Below are 15,482 nucleotides of genomic sequence, written 5' to 3' on the forward strand. Positions count from 1 at the left end.
CTGACTTTCGGGAGAGTGGACGAGCAGGATGTCGAGGCGGCGCTGACACGACGGTGTGAGCCTAACCACACCGGGGCCGCGCCGTCAGGGAAGCGTCCATGGGGCGGTCGTCCCCGTGGACACTGCCTCTACAGTTCGAGTATGCGCGAGACCGTCGACACCGCCGAGAGCCCGAGCGAGCGCGTCACCGAGAGCGCGCCCCCGCGGGAGGCGTATGCCGCACCGGAGTCCACCGTGCGCCTGCGCGCGGTGCTCGCGCAGATGCCCGACTACAAGCCCGGCAAGGCGGCGGTGGCGCCGGCGGGCGTGACGGCATACAAGCTCAGCTCGAACGAGAACCCGTACGGGCCGCTGCCCTCGGTGCTGGCGGCGGTCGCCGACGGCGCGACCACGGTCAACCGCTACCCCGACATGGCGGTGGCGGCGCTGACGGAGCGCCTGGCCGAGGCGCTCGACGTGCCCGCCGAGTGCATCGCGACGGGCACCGGTTCGGTGGCCGTCCTCGGGCAGATCGTCAACGCGGCGTGCGACGCCGGCGACGAGGTCGTCTTCGCGTGGCGCTCCTTCGAGGCCTACCCCATCGTCACGCAGCTCGCCGGGGCCAAGCCGGTCATGGTCGGCCTCGACGAGCAGTCGCGCCACCGGCTCGACGCCATGCTGGCCGCGATCACCGACCGCACGCGCGTCGTGCTCGTGTGCACGCCGAACAACCCGACCGGGCCGTGCGTGCACCAGGCCGAGCTCGAGGCCTTCCTCGACCGGGTGCCCAGCGACGTCGTCGTGGTCGTCGACGAGGCGTACGTCGAGTTCGTCCGCGACCCCGAGGCCGTGCGCGGTCTCGAGGTGTGGCGCGAGCGCCCCAACGTCGTCGTTCTGCGCACCTTCTCCAAGGCATACGGGCTCGCGGGCCTGCGCGTGGGGTATGCCGTCGCGCACTCGCCCGTCGCCGCCGCCCTGCGCAAGACGGCGACGCCCTTCGGCGTCAACTCGCTCGCCCAGGTGGCCGCCATCGCCTCGCTCGACGCGATCGACGAGCTGACCGAGCGGGTCGAGTCGCTCGTGGCCGAGCGCGATCGGGTCGTGCAGGCCCTCACCGACCAGGGGTGGACGCTGCCCCGGTCGGACGCGAACTTCGTGTGGTTCCCGCTCGGCGCCGACTCCACCGCCTTCTCGCAGGCGTGCCAGGAGGCCGGCCTCATGGTGCGCCAGTACGGCGACGACGGGGTGCGCGTCACGATCGGCGAGGTCGAGGCGAACTCGCGGCTCGTCGAGGTGGCGCAGCGTTTCGGCGCCCGCTGACGCCCACGGCCCGGCACGTCGAGGAGATCGAGCAGGTCGAAGAGGTCGGAGAGGTCGGAGCGGTCGAGGAGGTCGCGGATGGGCACGGTGCGTCACGCGCTCGGTGGCCGCTGGCCGGCCACGGGTGCCGCGCTGCTCGGCATCCTCCTCGTCGTGCCGTCGGTCGCGTCGCCCACGTGGGAGATGTCGGTGGCCGACCGCGAGCACGGCTCCCTGCTGTCGCGCCAGTGGGAGTGGAGCTGGGGCCGGGTGCGACTGACCGGGCTCGAGGGCGTCGAGCTGAGCGACCAGTGGAACCCGGTCGGCCTCGCCGTGCTCCTCGTGGTCCTCGCCGCAGCGGTGGTCGGGGTCGCCGCCTGGGCGCTGCGCTTCTCGCCGTGGGGCCAGGCCGTCGCGCTCGTCGCCGTCGGGCTGCTCGCCGGCCGCGTGCTGACGACCGTGTCGGCGCGGCTCGGGCGCTCCCTGAACGAGGTGGACCGTGGCGCGGCCGGTCTCACGGTCCAGACCGACATGACCTCCGCAGGGTCGCTCGAGAGCGCGGCCGCGGTCGTCCTCGTCGTGGCCCTCGTCCTCCTCGTGGCGGCCACGGTGCTCGACCCCGGGCGCACGCGCCCCGGGCCGGGCGCGACTCCCGTGCCGAGCGCGACGCCCGCCACCGATCCCGCTCCCGCCGGGACCCGGTCCGGCGTCGCCGGGCTGCGACCCGTGGGTGAGCACCTGACGGCGTCGCCCGTGTCGTTCGACGAGACCCGAGCCGGCGCGGCACACTCGACGGACGGGACGCCGACGCCGGGCCCGCCCGGCAGGACAGGGGAACGTTCGTGAAGGACGTGCGGGAGAACGTGGTGCCGGGGCGGCTCGCCGCTGCCCTCGTCGGCCTGGTCGGGGTGCTCGCCGCGCTTCCCACCGTCGTGCTGCCGACCCAGGCCATCACCAACAACCCGGCGGCGGATGCCGGCTCGTTCACCGTGCCCGACACCGAGCAGTTGTACTGGAGCTGGGGACGCGTCGTCGACGCGACTCCCGGGCTCGAGGACACCGTCACCATCGGCGACGCGGGCGGCCTCGTCGCCCTCGCCCTCGCCCTCGCCGCGGGACTCGCCGGTGCCGCGGCCTACGCCTTCCGACGCGGCGCGGAGGGGAGGGTCCTCGGTGCGGTCGGCCTCGCCTGGGCGGCATCCCAGCTCGTCGGGAGCATCGCCCGTCGGCTGGGTGACACGATCTTCGGCTTCTTCAGCGAGGGCCAGTTCGTCCTCGAGACCCGACCCGCAGGAGTCCTCGAGGTGGTGTCGGCCGTGCTCCTCGTGGTCGCGACCCTCCTCGTCGTCCTGCGGCCGCTGGCCGCGGTCGTGCGGTCGGGAGTGACGCTCGCGCAGCAGCTCTCGCGTCGAGGGGTGGCTCCCGTGGAGCCCCGTCCGGGCGACCTGCCTGCGCGAGAGACGCCCCGCGTCGGCATCGCGACGATCCGCGACGTCGCACCCGGCTCCGGCCGGGGCGGGCCGTCGTCCGGTGCGAGGTGGAGCGGGTCGCCCTCGGGCGTCGGCTTCTCCGACGCCGGCTCGGAAGCCGGGCAGGACGCGGGGCGGGACGGCGGTGCCCGCCAGGATCACGGGCCCGACTCCGGCCGGTTCCGACCGCCACGATGACCGAGGCAGACCGCCGCTCGCACGCGCTGCCCGACGGGGCGGCGCGTGCCCTGCGCGTCTGCGGTGCAGCGACCGGCCTCGTCGGGGTCGCCCTGGCGGCCTCGACGACGGTGTGGCCGACGAAGATCCTCGCGCTGCGAGTCCCGGAGGTCGGTGACTTCACCCGGGGCTCGGAGCAGTGGCTCTGGTCGTGGGGCCGCGACGTCGTCCACTACGTCACCCACGGCCTCGTGCTCGCCGACGACCCGGGTCCCCAGCCGGTGGCCCGCCTCGTCCTCCTCGTGGGTGTGCTCGTGGTGGCGGCCGTCGGCCTCGTCACGTGGCTCGTCGTGCCGGGGCGGCGTGGCGAGGTCTGCGCGGGGGTCGGGCTCGGGGTCGCCCTGGGGACCGTCGGCTCCTCGGTGGTCCAGCGGGTCTCCTTCGACGACCGGACGATCGGGCTGCGGCCCGGGCTCGTCTCGGTGACGACGACCGCGGGCTGGCTCGAGGTGGTGGCGGTGGCGCTGCTGCTCGTCGCGCTCGGCGTGCTCCTCGGACCGCTGCTGCTGCCCCGGGCCACGTCCGCCGCCGTCGCCGGGGCGCGGCGCCTGGCCACGCGGCTGGTCCCGGCCCGCGCCGGTGTCGTCCGGTCGCCGGCCGCAGGCACCGACGAGGTGCCTGCACCTGCGCGACCGCGGGCCACGCTGCGCGAGGTCCCGTATGCCGGCGACGGCGATGAGCGTGGAGCGCACCCGGTGGTCGGCTTCTCGGATTCGTCAGCCGATCCGGACCCTCCGGCGACGCCACGGTCCTAGGGTCTGCCCATGGAGATGCGACTCGAGCTGGTGATGGTGCCCGTGACGGACGTCGACCGCGCGAAGGACTTCTACGTCGACCAGGTCGGCTTCGTCGCCGACCACGACCACGTCGTCAGCGACGAGGTGCGATTCGTGCAGCTGACCCCGCCGGGTTCGGCGTGCTCGATCGCCATCGGCACGGGGCTGACGCAGATGGTGCCCGGCGGCCTCGACAACCTCCAGGTCGTCGTCGCCGACGCCGACGCCGCCCGGGCCGAGCTCGTCGAGCGCGGGGTCGACGCCTCCGAGGTCGACGACCAGGCGTGGGGCCGCTTCGTCCGCTTCAGCGACCCCGACGGCAACCGCTGGACGCTCCAGCAGCTGCCCGCCTGGTCCGCCGCCGGCCCCGGCCGGGACGACTGAGGTGCGGCGCCTCGTCACCGTCCTGCTCGCCCTGGGATCCGTGCTGCTCGTCGGGGCGCTCGTGTGGCCGACACAGCGGATGGAGGTCCAGCTGCCCGGAGGGGGGCTCGTCCCGGCCATCGACATCTGGCTGTGGGGCCGCGTGCGCGTGACGGGCGAGCTCGCCGAGGTCTCCTCCGGCAGGGGCTCGACCGCCGTGCTCGTCACCCTGTCGGCCTGCGCACTCGCTGCGGCTGCCGCCGGGGTGCTCTGGCTGGGAGCGGGTCGGCGCCGTCGCGTGGCCCGGTCGGTCCCGGTGGCGGTCGTCCTCGCCGCGGTCGCGTTGGGGGCCCTGGTCGTGACGCTCGCGACGACCGACACCGACTTCGGGTGGTGGGCCGTGGCCGGGCAGCCGGTCTTCAGCGGTACCGTCGCCGCCGCCCTGCCCCCGGCCGTGGTGGGACTCTGGGGCCTGGCGCTCGTCGTCATGCTCGGCCTGCTCCTGCGTCGACGGCGTGGGCCCGACGTCGCGCCCACGCCTCCGGGGCCGACCGCCGTCTGAGCCGGCGACAGTGTCGGCGCGGGCACCTACGGTCGTCGCATGCTCACCGCCGTCGCCGTGTCCGGCTACCGATCGCTGCGCGACGTGGTCGTGCCGCTGCACGGCCTCGACGTCGTCACGGGCGCGAACGGCAGCGGCAAGTCGAGCCTCTACCGCGCGCTGCGGCTGCTCGCGGGGTGCGGTCGCGGCGACGTGGTGGGCACGCTCGCGCGGGAGGGAGGCCTGCAGTCGGCGCTCTGGGCGGGGCCTGCCACGCTCGGTGGCGCGCGCGAGCGGGGCCACGCGGTCCAGGGCACCCGGCGCAGCGGTCCGATCAGCCTCCGGCTCGGCTTCGCGTCCGACGACTTCGGCTACCTCGTCGACCTCGGCCTGCCGCAGCAGTCGTCGGGTGCCGAGGCCGGCGCCGCGTCCGCGTTCCTGCGCGACCCGGAGATCAAGCGTGAGGTCGTCTGGGCTGGCCCGGTCATGCGGCCCGGCTCCGTCCTCGTGCGTCGCCGCTGGGGCGTCGTCGAGACGCGCGGCACGCAGGCCGGTGACGACGGGTGGGACGCGCCGTGGGGCGAGGACGGCGGCGACGCGGACGAGTGGGAGTCCGACCCCGCGGAGGCGCCGGGGTCGCGCACCGGGTCGCGGGCGGCCTACCGCGACACCGGCGGCCCGGATGCCGCCGGCCGGGAGGGCACCCGCAGCCGCGGGGCCCGCGGCGTGCAGGCCGGCCGAGGGACGCGTGCGGGCTGGACGGAGCTGACTCGGTCGCTGCGGCCCTGGGAGAGCATGCTCACCGAGCTCGCCGACCCCGAGCGGGCCCCGGAGCTGCTCCGGGTGCGTCGCACGATGCGGGCCTGGCGGTTCTACGACGGGTTCCGCGCCGACGCCGACGCGCCCGCGCGGACTCCGCAGGTCGGCACCCGCACCCCCGTGCTCGCCGACGACGGCCGCGACCTCGCCGCCGCGCTGCAGACGATCCGCGAGCAGGGCGGCCGCGAGCTCGACCGGGCCGTCGCCGACGCCTTCGACGGGGCGATCCTCGACGTCACGGTCGACTCCGGCCGCTTCGACGTCGCCCTCCACCAGCCCGGAATGCTGCGCCCCCTCTCCGGGGCCGAGCTGTCCGACGGCACGCTGCGCTACCTGCTGCTCGTCGCGGCCCTGCTGACGCCCGACCCGCCGCCGCTCGTGGTGCTCAACGAGCCCGAGACCTCGCTCCATCCCGACCTGCTGGCGCCGCTCGCCCGGCTCATCAGGGCGGCGGGCGAGCAGAGCCAGGTCATGGTCGTCTCGCACTCCGAGCAGCTGATCCGCGCGCTGGGGGTGGTGCCCGATGACCCCGACGACGACGACCGCCCCGCCGGACTCGGCTCGGCGCCGCGCGGCGTCACCCTCGTCAAGGACCTCGGCGAGACCTTCGTGCGGGGCCAGGGCCTGCTCACCACGCCGCCGTGGACGTGGGGCAGCCGCCGCTGACCCGGGCGGGCGCCGCTGACCCGGGCGGGCGCGTGGGGTGGCCGGACGCGGTGGGGGGCGGACGGCATACGGCGGCGGAGCGGGACGGCGTGCGGAAGCGCTCGTGTCCCGCATTGTGAGATTGGCAGGCCTCTCCGGTAAGTTCCGGTCCGAGGACCAGGCACGTGTCCGTCGTCACGAACGGCAGACCTGCGCCCCAGAAGCCGACGAGCGGGTGACCCCCGTTCGCGGGCCGAACGAGTAGGCCGGTCTCACCGGCGAAGGAGCCCCAGTGAGCGACAAGGTTGTCGCCGAGCTGCAGGAGCCGACCCCCGCGGTCGGCGACGGTGGCCCGGACATGATCCAGCTGCTGACCCCCGAAGGTCAGCGCGTGTCCCACCCCGACTACGACAAGTACGTCGCGGACCTGACCCCCGAGGACCTGCGCAGCTTCTACCGCGACCTCGTCCTCATCCGGCGCCTGGACGCCGAGGGCTACGCCCTGCAGCGCCAGGGCGAGCTCGGCCTGTGGCCGAGCCTGCTCGGCCAGGAGGCGGCCCAGGTCGGCTCGGGTCGGGCGCTCAAGCCGCACGACTTCGTCTTCCCGACCTACCGCGAGCACGGCGTCGGCTTCGTGCGCGGCATGGACCCCCAGAGCTCGCTGCAGCTCTTCCGCGGCGTGAGCCAGGGCGGCTGGGACCCGCAGGAGAACAACTTCCACCTCTACACGATCGTCATCGGGGCCCAGGCGCTGCACGCCACGGGCTACGCGATGGGCGTGCGGATGGACGGCAACGTCGGCACCGGCGACCCCGACCGCGACACCGCGGTCATCTGCTACTTCGGTGACGGCGCCTCCTCGCAGGGTGACGTCAACGAGGCGTTCGTCTACGCGGCGAGCTTCGACGCACCGGTCGTCTTCTTCTGCCAGAACAACCAGTGGGCCATCTCCGAGCCCGTCGAGAAGCAGACCCGCATCCCGCTCTTCCAGCGGGCGCGCGGCTTCGGCTTCCCCGGCGTGCGCGTCGACGGCAACGACATCCTCGCGACGTATGCCGTCACGCAGCACTGTCTCGACGAGGCGCGCAACGGCAACGGCCCGCTCCTCATCGAGGCCTACACGTACCGCATGGGTGCGCACACGACGGCCGACGACCCGACGAAGTACCGCGTCTCGGCCGAGGTCGAGGAGTGGAAGTTCCGCGACCCGATCCTGCGCCTCAAGACCCTCCTCGCGCACGAGGGGATGGCCGACGAGACGTTCTTCGCGAACGTCGACGAGGAGGCCGACCGGTTCGCCGCCGAGCTGCGCGAGGGCTGCGTGACGATGGAGACGATGCCCGGCGCGACGATGTGGGACCACGTCTACGCCGAGGACCACCCGGTCATGGAGGCGGAGCGCGCCGCCTACCTCGCCTACAAGGCGAGCTTCGAGGAGGCGAACTGATGGCCGGCCAGCTCGAGAAGGTCACGCTCGGCAAGAGCATCACCAACGGCCTGCGCAAGGCCATGGAGGCCGACCCCAAGGTCGTGCTCATCGGTGAGGACATCGGCAAGCTCGGTGGCGTCTTCCGCATCACCGAGGGCCTGCAGAAGGACTTCGGCGAGGACCGCGTCATCGACAGCCCGCTCGCGGAGTCCGGCATCGTCGGCACCGCGGTCGGCATGGCGCTGCGCGGCTACCGCCCCGTCTGCGAGATCCAGTTCGACGGCTTCGTCTACCCGGCCTTCGACCAGATCGTCAGCCAGGTCGCCAAGATGCACGCCCGCGCCCTCGGCGCGGTGAAGATCCCGATGGTCATCCGCATCCCGTTCGGTGGCGGCATCGGCAGCCCGGAGCACCACTCCGAGAGCCCCGAGGCCTACTTCGCCCACACCGCGGGCCTGCGCGTCGTCGCGTGCAGCAACCCGGAGGACGCCCACTGGATGATCCAGCAGGCCGTCGCGTGCGACGACCCGGTCATCTTCTTCGAGCCGAAGCGGCGCTACCACGACCGTGCCGAGTACGACACGTCGGCGACCTCGGCTCCGCGGGGGCTCTTCGAGGCCAACGTGATCCGCCAGGGCACCGACGTGACGCTCGTCGGCTACGGACCCGTCGTCAAGACGATGATCGAGTCGGCCGCCGCGGCAGAGGCGGAGGGCACGAGCATCGAGGTCATCGACGTGCGCTCGCTCTCCCCGCTGCCCATCGACGCCATCGTCGCGTCGGTGCGCAAGACCGGCCGGCTCGTCGTCGTCCACGAGGCGAGCAGCTTCCTCGGCATGGCGTCGGAGATCTCGGCGCAGGTGACGGAGCAGTGCTTCTACGAGCTCGAGGCGCCGGTCATCCGCGTCAACGGGGCCAACATCCCCTACCCGCCGAGCCGGATGGAGGAGGAGTTCCTCCCCGACCTCGACCGCATCCTCGACGGCGTCGACCGCGCGCTCGCGTACTGAGAAGGGCTGCCACACATGGCCATCAAGACGTTCAACCTGCCCGACCCCGGTGAGGGCCTCGTCGAGGCCGAGATCGTGGAGTGGAAGGTGTCACCCGGCGACGCCGTCAAGGTCAACGACATGGTGCTCGAGATCGAGACCGCCAAGTCGCTCGTCGAGCTGCCGATCCCGTGGGCCGGCACCGTCAAGGAGCTGCTCGTCGAGGTCGGCCAGACCATCGACGTCGGCACGCCGATCATCTCGATCGACGACGGCCTCGGCGGCGAGGAGGCGCCGGTCGCTCCGTCGATCCCCGGCGAGAAGGCCGAGGGCTCCGAGGCGATCCTCGTCGGCTACGGCGCGAAGGCCGGCGCCACGGCGCGCCGTCCCCGCAAGGGGCAGGCAGCCGTGCCGGCCGCGTCGTCGGCCCCGACCGAGACCGAGCAGGTCGCGGCGGCCGCGCCGGTGGCCGAGCCCGTCGCTCCGGCTCCCCGCGCGGAGTCCCCGGCGCCGGCCGTGCCGTCCGCAGCGCCGTCTGCCGTGCCCGCGGGCGGCCGCCCCCGGGCCAAGCCGCCCGTGCGCAAGCTCGCCAAGGACCTCGGTATCGACCTCGCGACCGTCACCCCGACGGGCGCGGACGGCATCATCACCCGTGACGACGTGACGAACCACGCGAGTGGCGCGTCCGTGAACGGCGTTGCAGCGCAGGTCGACTCGTCGCCTGCCGACGTGCCGGCATACCGTGTGCCGTTCGGTGCGGGGGAGCGCGAGGTGCGGACCCCGATCAAGGGCGTGCGCAAGATGACGGCGCAGGCCATGGTCGGCTCGGCGTTCACGGCGCCGCACGTCACCGAGTGGATCACCGTCGACGTCACGAAGACGATGGAGCTCGTCGACCGCCTCAAGGGCACCCGCGAGTTCAAGGACGTCAAGGTCACGCCGCTGCTCGTGCTCGCCAAGGCGCTCGTCCTGGCGGTCAGGCGCAACCCCGGCATGAACGCGACGTGGGACGAGGCCGCCCAGGAGATCGTGCAGAAGAACTACGTCAACCTCGGCATCGCCGCGGCCACCCCGCGTGGGCTGATCGTCCCGAACATCAAGGACGCCCACGCCCTGTCGATGCTCGAGCTCGCGCAGGCGATCGGCGCCCTGACGGCCACGGCCCGCGAGGGTCGCACCCAGCCGGCCGAGATGTCGGGCGGCACGATGACGATCACCAACGTCGGCGTCTTCGGCGTCGACAGCGGGACGCCCATCATCAACCCGGGCGAGTCGGCGATCGTGTGCTTCGGCGCGATCCGCAAGCAGCCGTGGGTCGTCACGGACGCCGACGGCAACGACGAGATCGCGATCCGCCACGTCACGCAGCTCGCGGTCAGCTTCGACCACCGGCTCATCGACGGCGAGCTGGGCAGCCGCTTCCTCAGCGAGCTGGCCGCGATCCTCGCCGACCCCGCGCAGGCCCTCGTCTGGGGCTGACCCCCCCCAGCAAACGTCGAGAGGCCACTCCTTGCGGGTGTGGCGTGCTCGAGAGGCCAGTTCCCGTCACGGGAACTGGCCTCTCGACGTGTCCGGACCCGCACGAACTGGCCTCTCGACGGTGTAAGGAGGGGTCAGGTGGCGACGAGGATCCCGGCGAGGGCGACCGCGGAGACCCAGACGGTGGCGAGTCCGGCGAGGACGAAGGGGCGGGCACCCACGCGGCGCAGCGCGGCCACGCGGACGCCGGTGCCGAGGGCGAACATCGCCATCGTCAGGAGGGCGGTCTCGGTCAGCCGCGCCGCGTCCAGCACGCCCTGCGGCACGAACCCCGTGGTGCGCACGAGCACGAGCGCGACGAACCCGGCCACGAAGAGCGGCACGAGCGGCGGCTGACGTCGGTCGCCGCGTGGCCCGCCCTGTGGCCCGCCCTGTGGCCCGCCCTGCGGGGCGACCTGGCGACGGGCGACGCGACGCTCGTGCACGCTGATCGCGGCGAGCACCGGGGCCAGGAGCAGCACGCGGCCGAGCTTGACGACGACGGCGACGGTCAGGGCCCCGCCGCCGATGACGCCGGATGCCGCGACGACCTGCGCGACCTCGTGGACCGAGGCGCCGGCCCACATCCCGGCCTGCATGGCGTCGAGGCCGATCGCGCCGGCGAGCAGCGGCAGCAGCGGGATCATCGCCGTGCCGAAGAGCACGACGAGCGCCACCGCCGTCAGGAGCTCCTCGTCGTCGGCATCGACGACCCCGTCGACCGCGGCCGCCGCCGCGGCTCCGCAGATCGAGAACCCACCGGCGACGAGCAGCGTCTGGGTGCGGCTGAGCCCGAGGAGCCGGCCCGCCACCACGGTGCCGGCGATGCCGAGCACGACCACCGTGACGACGACGGCGATGACTCCCCAACCGAGGCCGAGCACGTCCGTCAGGGCGAGCTGGAGCCCGAGCAGCGCGATGCCGATCCGCAGCAGCCGACGCGCCGCGAGCGCGAGACCGGCCTCGAGGTGGGGGACGACACGGTCGCTGACCGCGCCGAGGTTCGCGAGCCCGGCGCCGAGGACGATGGCGAGCAGCAGCGGGCTGGCCGAGGGGAGCAGCCGCGCGAGGCCGAGGGCGAGCGCCGACACCGCGGCGGCGACGAGCAGGCCGGGCGCGATCCGGCGCGCCCCGTCCCGCACGCGACGCACCGCCGGGACTGCAGCCGGCGTCGACGCCGCCGCTGGCGCCGTCGACGGTGTCGCCGCAGTGGGCTTCGTCTCGGGGGTCCAAGACGTCGTGCTGGGAGTGGCCATGCTCCCAGCCTCGCGTGCAGCACGGGTCCGCGGTAGCCGTCGCCTGCGCATTCATCCATATCGATCGGATATGCCAGGGCGGCACGTCATATGCTCAGCGCATGTCTCGCCCGTGGCCCGACCTCGCCGTCCTGGCCGTGCTCGTCGGCGTCGACGACCTCGGCAGCCTCGGTGCGGCTGCTCGCCGCGAGGGCATGGCCCAGCCCAACGCGAGCCGGGCGGTGCGTCGGCTCGAGGCTGAGCTCGGCGTGCCGCTGCTGCGGCGGGGTCCGCGCGGCTCGCTGCTCACCCCGCAGGGCACCGTGGTCGTGCACTGGGCGCGCGAGGTCCTCGCCGGCGCCGGCCACCTGCTCGATGCGGCGGAGGCGTTGCGCGAGGAACACCGTTCGGAGCTGTCGGTCGGTGCGAGCATGACCATCGCCGAGCACCTCGTCCCGGGCTGGCTGGGGGAGCTGCGCCGTCGGCACGACGGGCTGCGCATCCAGCTCCAGGTGCACAACTCGCGCGAGGTCGTCGAGCACGTCCTCGCCGGCCGGTGCCACGTCGGCTTCGTCGAGTCCCCGAGCGTCCCGCGCGGGCTGCACAGCGCGACGGTGGCTCACGACCGTCTGGTCGTCGTCGTCACGCCCGAGCACCCGTGGGCCCGTCGACGTCGGCCACTTCGGGCCGGGGAGCTGGCCGCCACGCCCCTGGTCGTGCGGGAGCCCGGCTCCGGCACCCGCACCACCCTCGACGAGGCCCTGCGCGACCTCCCGCGGCCCGAACCCCTGCTCGAGCTGTCGAGCGGCGCCGCCGTGCGGGCGGCGGTGCTCGCCGGCGTGGGCCCCGCGGTCGTCAGCATCCTCGCCGTGCGCGAGCAGGTCGAGGCGGGAACGCTGCGCGTCGTCGAGGTCGAAGGCCTTGTGCTGGCCCGCCGCCTGCGGGCGGTGTGGCGTGAGCCGCGTCGGCTGACCGGCCCCGCCGGCGACCTGGTCGCGACGGCGCGCCGGCGCGGTCAGCTCGTGAACGCCTGACGCACGACGAGGTCCATCGCCCGGTCGGGCAGCAGGCGACGGGCCACCACGGCGGCGCGGGCGCCACGTCCGGCGGGGTAGCGCGCGGCCGGGTTCGTCGCCTCGAGGGCCTTGAGCACCTTCTCGGCCACCGCCTCGGGTCCCGAGGTCATCCGCGAGGTGTCGACGCGCTCGAGGAGCACGGCCATCCGCCGGGCCGCGTCCTCGTAGACGGTGCCCACCGACCGTTCGACGAGGCTCTCGCGTGCGATGGTGTTCCACTCCGACAGGATCGGCCCGGGCTCGACGATGACGACGTCGATCCCGAAGGGCGCGAGCTCGATGCGCAGGCTGTCGCTGAAGCCCTCGACCGCGAACTTCGTGGCGTGGTACCACGCGCCCAGCGGTTCGTAGATCTTGCCGCCGATACTGGAGATGTTGACGATCCGTCCGCGCCGACGGGTGCGCAGGTGGGGCGTGACGAGCTGGGTGAGCCGTGCCAGGCCGAAGACGTTGACCTCGAACTGGCGGCGCGCCTCGTCGATCGGCACGTGCTCGACCGGTCCGTAGGAGCCGTAGCCGGCGTTGTTGACGAGGGCGTCGATCTGGCCCTGCTCCTCGATGATCCGGTCGATGCCGGCGACCATCGAGGCGTCGTCGGTGACGTCCATCGCGAACGTCGTGACTCCGCGTGCGGCCAGGCCGGCCATGCGGTCGACCCGGCGGGCGACGGCATGCACGGTCCACCCCGACTCGACGAGGTGGACGGCGATGGACTCACCGATGCCGGACGACGCGCCGGTGACGAGGGCAACCTTGGTCATGCCGACACCGTATGCCGCGCCGCTCCCCACCGTCGAAAGGCCATCCCTTGCGGGTGCGCCAACGTCGAAGGGCCAGAACTCGTCACGAGTTCTGGCCCTTCGACCTGGCGAGACCCACGAGAAGTGGCCTCTCGACGGGTCAGCGGATGGCGGCCTCGGCCCGCTCCGCGACCCGGGCGTTCTGCCGGTCGACGAGGTAGGCGGCCGTCAGGTCGTCACCGACGGCCGCGAGCAGGCGGATGTCGACGGCTTCGTGCCGCTCGGCCACCGTGGGCTCGCGGGTCGCCATGACGGTGTCGGCGTCGCGCTCGGCGACGGCCGTCGTCAGCTCGCGCTTCAGCTCCTCGTCGAGGATGCCGCCGGCCACCTTGGCGCGTGCCGCCACCTCGACGGCGAACCGCTCGGTCTCCGCGGCGAGCGCGGCGTCCTCGGTCGTCAGCATCCGCGAGGTGCGGTGCAGCAGCGCCGCGCCGGCGTCGAGGTCGCCCTCGCCGAGCCGGGTCACGGCCCGGGTCAGCAGCGGGCGGTCACCACGGAGCGCGGAGTCGGCGAGCAGGCCGAGGCGAAGGCCGAGCAGGCGCTCGTGGGTGCGGGTGTTGCCGGTCTCGCGGCCGAGCGGCACCTTGAGCTCGTCGTCGACGGCCGACTGCGACATCGTGTCGAGCAGCTCGATGCCGGCCTCGTCGGGCGTGTGCACGGTGTCGCGCAGCGGCACCTCCTTGATGAAGAGCGCGGCGAGCAGGGCGAACGCGAAGGGCACGAGGCCCCAGACGAACACGGTGTGGAGCGAGTCGGCGAGACCCTGCTGCACGCCGGTCGCGACCTGCGGGGGCAGCTTCGCGAGCGCCGACGGGTCGAGCACCGAGCCGGCGCTGACCTGCTGGCCCGAGGCCTGCATCTGCTGCACGACCGAGGCCGGCAGGTGCGAGGCGATGTTGCCGGCCAGGCCGCTCGTCATGATCGTGCCGAACACCGCGGTGCCGACCGTGGAGCCGACGTTGCGGAAGAACTGCGTCGACGCCGTGGCGACGCCGAGGTCCTTGCGCTGCGACGAGTTCTGGATGATGAGCGTGAAGACCTGCAGGGCCATGCCGAGGCCGACGCCGAAGACGATCATCGACAGCGTGAGGTCGAGCTGGCTCGAGCCGTAGTGCAGCTGCGTGAGCAGCCAGAAGCCGACGCCCATGATGAGGATGCCCGCGATGGTCTGCAGCTTGTAGCGGCCGGTCTTGGTGATGACGAGGCCGGAGATGATCGACAGGCCGATCATGGCCACCGACATCGGCATGAGGATGAGGCCCGAGTTCGTCGCCGACGCGCCGAGCACGCCCTGTGCGTAGACGGGCAGGTAGATCATCGCGCCGAACATCATGACCGAGACCATGAAGGCCGCGATGTTCGAGAGCGTGAAGAGCGGGCTCTTGAAGAGGCGGAGCGGCAGCACCGGCTCGACGGCCCGGCGCTCGATGGCGATGAAGACGCCGAGCAGGACGAGGCCGGCGACGTACATGCCGATGATGGCGGGGGAGCCCCACGCGAGCGTCGTGCCACCGAGGGAGGTCGGCACGAGCAGCAGGATGAGCGTCATCGACAGCGCGGCGATGCCGGCCTTGTCGACGACGGTCTCGCGCGGCGTGTGCTCGAGGTGGAGGAAGCGGCTGATGCCGAAGAAGGCGAAGACGCCGACGGGCAGCGTGATGAAGAAGAGGTAGCGCCAGCCCCAGTTGTCGGTGACGAAGCCGCCGACGAGCGGGCCGAGGATCGAGGCGAGCCCGAAGACGCCGCCCATGAGGCCCTGGTACTTGCCGCGCTGACGCGGCGGGATGATGTCGCCGATGATCGTCTGCGACAACGGCATCAGGGTGCCCATGCCGGCACCCTGGATGGCGCGGGCGGCGATGAGCCACCAGAAGTTCTGCGCGAAGCCGGAGAGGATCGAGCCGGCCATGAAGACGACGAGCCCACCGAGGTAGAAGCCGCGGCGGCCGTAGAGGTCGCTCATCTTGCCGACGATCGGCACGGTGATCGCGCTGACGAGCATCGCGGCCGTCGCGAGCCACGAGTAGTGGTCGATGCCGCCGAGCTCGGCGACGATGCGCGGCATGGCGGGCCCGACGATCGTCTGGCTGATCGAGGCGACGAGCATGCCGAGCATGAGCGCGATGAAGATGTTGCGCGTCGGGCGGTCGAGGCCGGGGGCCTTGGCCGCGTGCTTGGCCTCGTGGCGCGCACTGCGGGTCTGCGTGGTGGGGTCGCTGGCGGAGTTCGTGGCTACCCCCTGGGTCGTCTGTGGCATGCGGGCCACGGTACGCCGATTGTGCAGTGACTGCAAAATTGCAGTCCATG

Annotated in this window: 14 protein-coding genes; 11 read left to right on the top strand and 3 right to left on the bottom strand. The window is 73.1% G+C overall.

The genetic code is table 11. The features are described from left to right. The first annotated feature begins 141 nt into the window (after window positions 1–141). The 10 genes from hisC (at window position 142) to ABD979_RS13280 (ending at window position 10,025) form a co-directional block, all read left to right on the top strand. Window positions 142–1,299 carry a histidinol-phosphate transaminase gene (gene hisC, locus ABD979_RS13235; RefSeq protein ID WP_345507958.1) on the top strand — a complete coding sequence of 386 codons (1,158 nt, stop codon included), beginning with the start codon at window positions 142–144 and terminating at the stop codon, window positions 1,297–1,299. Window positions 1,300–1,377: 78 nt separating this feature from the next. Beyond that, on the top strand, window positions 1,378–2,124 hold the full coding sequence (locus ABD979_RS13240) for a hypothetical protein (RefSeq protein ID WP_345507959.1): 747 nt from the start codon (window positions 1,378–1,380) through the stop codon (window positions 2,122–2,124). Then, window positions 2,121–2,945, top strand: a complete 825-nt coding sequence (locus ABD979_RS13245; protein WP_345507960.1) for a hypothetical protein — start codon at window positions 2,121–2,123, stop codon at window positions 2,943–2,945. Before ABD979_RS13240 ends, ABD979_RS13245 begins: the two co-directional genes overlap by 4 nt. Next, complete coding sequence (locus ABD979_RS13250) at window positions 2,942–3,739, top strand: hypothetical protein (RefSeq protein WP_345507961.1); 798 nt, start codon at window positions 2,942–2,944, stop codon at window positions 3,737–3,739. The genes ABD979_RS13245 and ABD979_RS13250 overlap by 4 nt, the downstream gene beginning before the upstream one ends. A 9-nt stretch (window positions 3,740–3,748) precedes the next feature. Further along, window positions 3,749–4,144, top strand: coding sequence for a glyoxalase superfamily protein (locus tag ABD979_RS13255; RefSeq protein WP_345507962.1), 396 nt, complete (start codon window positions 3,749–3,751; stop codon window positions 4,142–4,144). Between the two features lies 1 nt (window position 4,145). Beyond that, window positions 4,146–4,685, top strand: a complete 540-nt coding sequence (locus ABD979_RS13260) for a hypothetical protein (RefSeq protein ID WP_345507963.1) — start codon at window positions 4,146–4,148, stop codon at window positions 4,683–4,685. 39 nt (window positions 4,686–4,724) lie between these two features. After that, window positions 4,725–6,149, top strand: coding sequence for an AAA family ATPase (locus tag ABD979_RS13265; RefSeq protein ID WP_345507964.1), 1,425 nt, complete (start codon window positions 4,725–4,727; stop codon window positions 6,147–6,149). A gap of 271 nt (window positions 6,150–6,420) precedes the next feature. After that, window positions 6,421–7,575, top strand: a complete 1,155-nt coding sequence (gene pdhA / locus ABD979_RS13270) for a pyruvate dehydrogenase (acetyl-transferring) E1 component subunit alpha (protein ID WP_345507965.1) — start codon at window positions 6,421–6,423, stop codon at window positions 7,573–7,575. Continuing rightward, entirely contained in the window at window positions 7,575–8,567 is a 993-nt protein-coding gene (locus ABD979_RS13275) for an alpha-ketoacid dehydrogenase subunit beta (protein ID WP_345507966.1), read from the top strand. The genes pdhA and ABD979_RS13275 overlap by 1 nt, the downstream gene beginning before the upstream one ends. A gap of 15 nt (window positions 8,568–8,582) precedes the next feature. Further along, a complete protein-coding gene (locus ABD979_RS13280) occupies window positions 8,583–10,025 on the top strand; it encodes a dihydrolipoamide acetyltransferase family protein (RefSeq protein WP_345507967.1) in 1,443 nt (480 codons plus the stop codon). A gap of 134 nt (window positions 10,026–10,159) precedes the next feature. On the opposite strand, the gene ABD979_RS13285 is transcribed toward ABD979_RS13280, so the two are convergent. Further along, on the bottom strand, window positions 10,160–11,215 hold the full coding sequence (locus ABD979_RS13285; RefSeq protein ID WP_345507968.1) for a YeiH family protein: 1,056 nt from the start codon (window positions 11,213–11,215) through the stop codon (window positions 10,160–10,162). 206 nt (window positions 11,216–11,421) lie between these two features. Here ABD979_RS13285 and ABD979_RS13290 point away from each other — a divergent pair, with 206 nt between their 5' ends. Further along, window positions 11,422–12,333 carry a LysR family transcriptional regulator gene (locus ABD979_RS13290; protein WP_345507969.1) on the top strand — a complete coding sequence of 304 codons (912 nt, stop codon included), beginning with the start codon at window positions 11,422–11,424 and terminating at the stop codon, window positions 12,331–12,333. On the opposite strand, the gene ABD979_RS13295 is transcribed toward ABD979_RS13290, so the two are convergent. After that, complete coding sequence (locus ABD979_RS13295) at window positions 12,315–13,136, bottom strand: oxidoreductase (protein WP_345507970.1); 822 nt, start codon at window positions 13,134–13,136, stop codon at window positions 12,315–12,317. The two genes, ABD979_RS13290 and ABD979_RS13295, sit on opposite strands and share 19 nt — an antisense overlap. Window positions 13,137–13,275: 139 nt before the next feature. Beyond that, window positions 13,276–15,432: an MDR family MFS transporter gene (locus ABD979_RS13300; RefSeq protein ID WP_345507971.1), complete on the bottom strand. Its 2,157-nt coding sequence runs from the start codon at window positions 15,430–15,432 to the stop codon at window positions 13,276–13,278. Window positions 15,433–15,482: the final 50 nt, after the last annotated feature.

Origin of the sequence: Terrabacter aeriphilus, from assembly GCF_039542985.1 — a bacterium.
GTDB lineage: Bacteria > Actinomycetota > Actinomycetes > Actinomycetales > Dermatophilaceae > Terrabacter > Terrabacter aeriphilus.

Bases quoted from the DNA above. Each gene is read 5' to 3' on its own strand.
- ABD979_RS13250 (WP_345507961.1), top strand. From the start codon at position 2,942: ATGACCGAGGCAGACCGCCGCTCGCACGCGCTGCCCGACGGGGCGGCG.
- ABD979_RS13265 (WP_345507964.1), top strand. From the start codon at position 4,725: ATGCTCACCGCCGTCGCCGTGTCCGGCTACCGATCGCTGCGCGACGTG.
- ABD979_RS13255 (WP_345507962.1), top strand. From the start codon at position 3,749: ATGGAGATGCGACTCGAGCTGGTGATGGTGCCCGTGACGGACGTCGAC.
- ABD979_RS13295 (WP_345507970.1), bottom strand. From the start codon at position 13,136: ATGACCAAGGTTGCCCTCGTCACCGGCGCGTCGTCCGGCATCGGTGAG.
- ABD979_RS13280 (WP_345507967.1), top strand. From the start codon at position 8,583: ATGGCCATCAAGACGTTCAACCTGCCCGACCCCGGTGAGGGCCTCGTC.
- hisC (WP_345507958.1), top strand. From the start codon at position 142: ATGCGCGAGACCGTCGACACCGCCGAGAGCCCGAGCGAGCGCGTCACC.
- ABD979_RS13290 (WP_345507969.1), top strand. From the start codon at position 11,422: ATGTCTCGCCCGTGGCCCGACCTCGCCGTCCTGGCCGTGCTCGTCGGC.
- ABD979_RS13275 (WP_345507966.1), top strand. From the start codon at position 7,575: ATGGCCGGCCAGCTCGAGAAGGTCACGCTCGGCAAGAGCATCACCAAC.
- ABD979_RS13240 (WP_345507959.1), top strand. From the start codon at position 1,378: ATGGGCACGGTGCGTCACGCGCTCGGTGGCCGCTGGCCGGCCACGGGT.
- ABD979_RS13300 (WP_345507971.1), bottom strand. From the start codon at position 15,432: ATGCCACAGACGACCCAGGGGGTAGCCACGAACTCCGCCAGCGACCCC.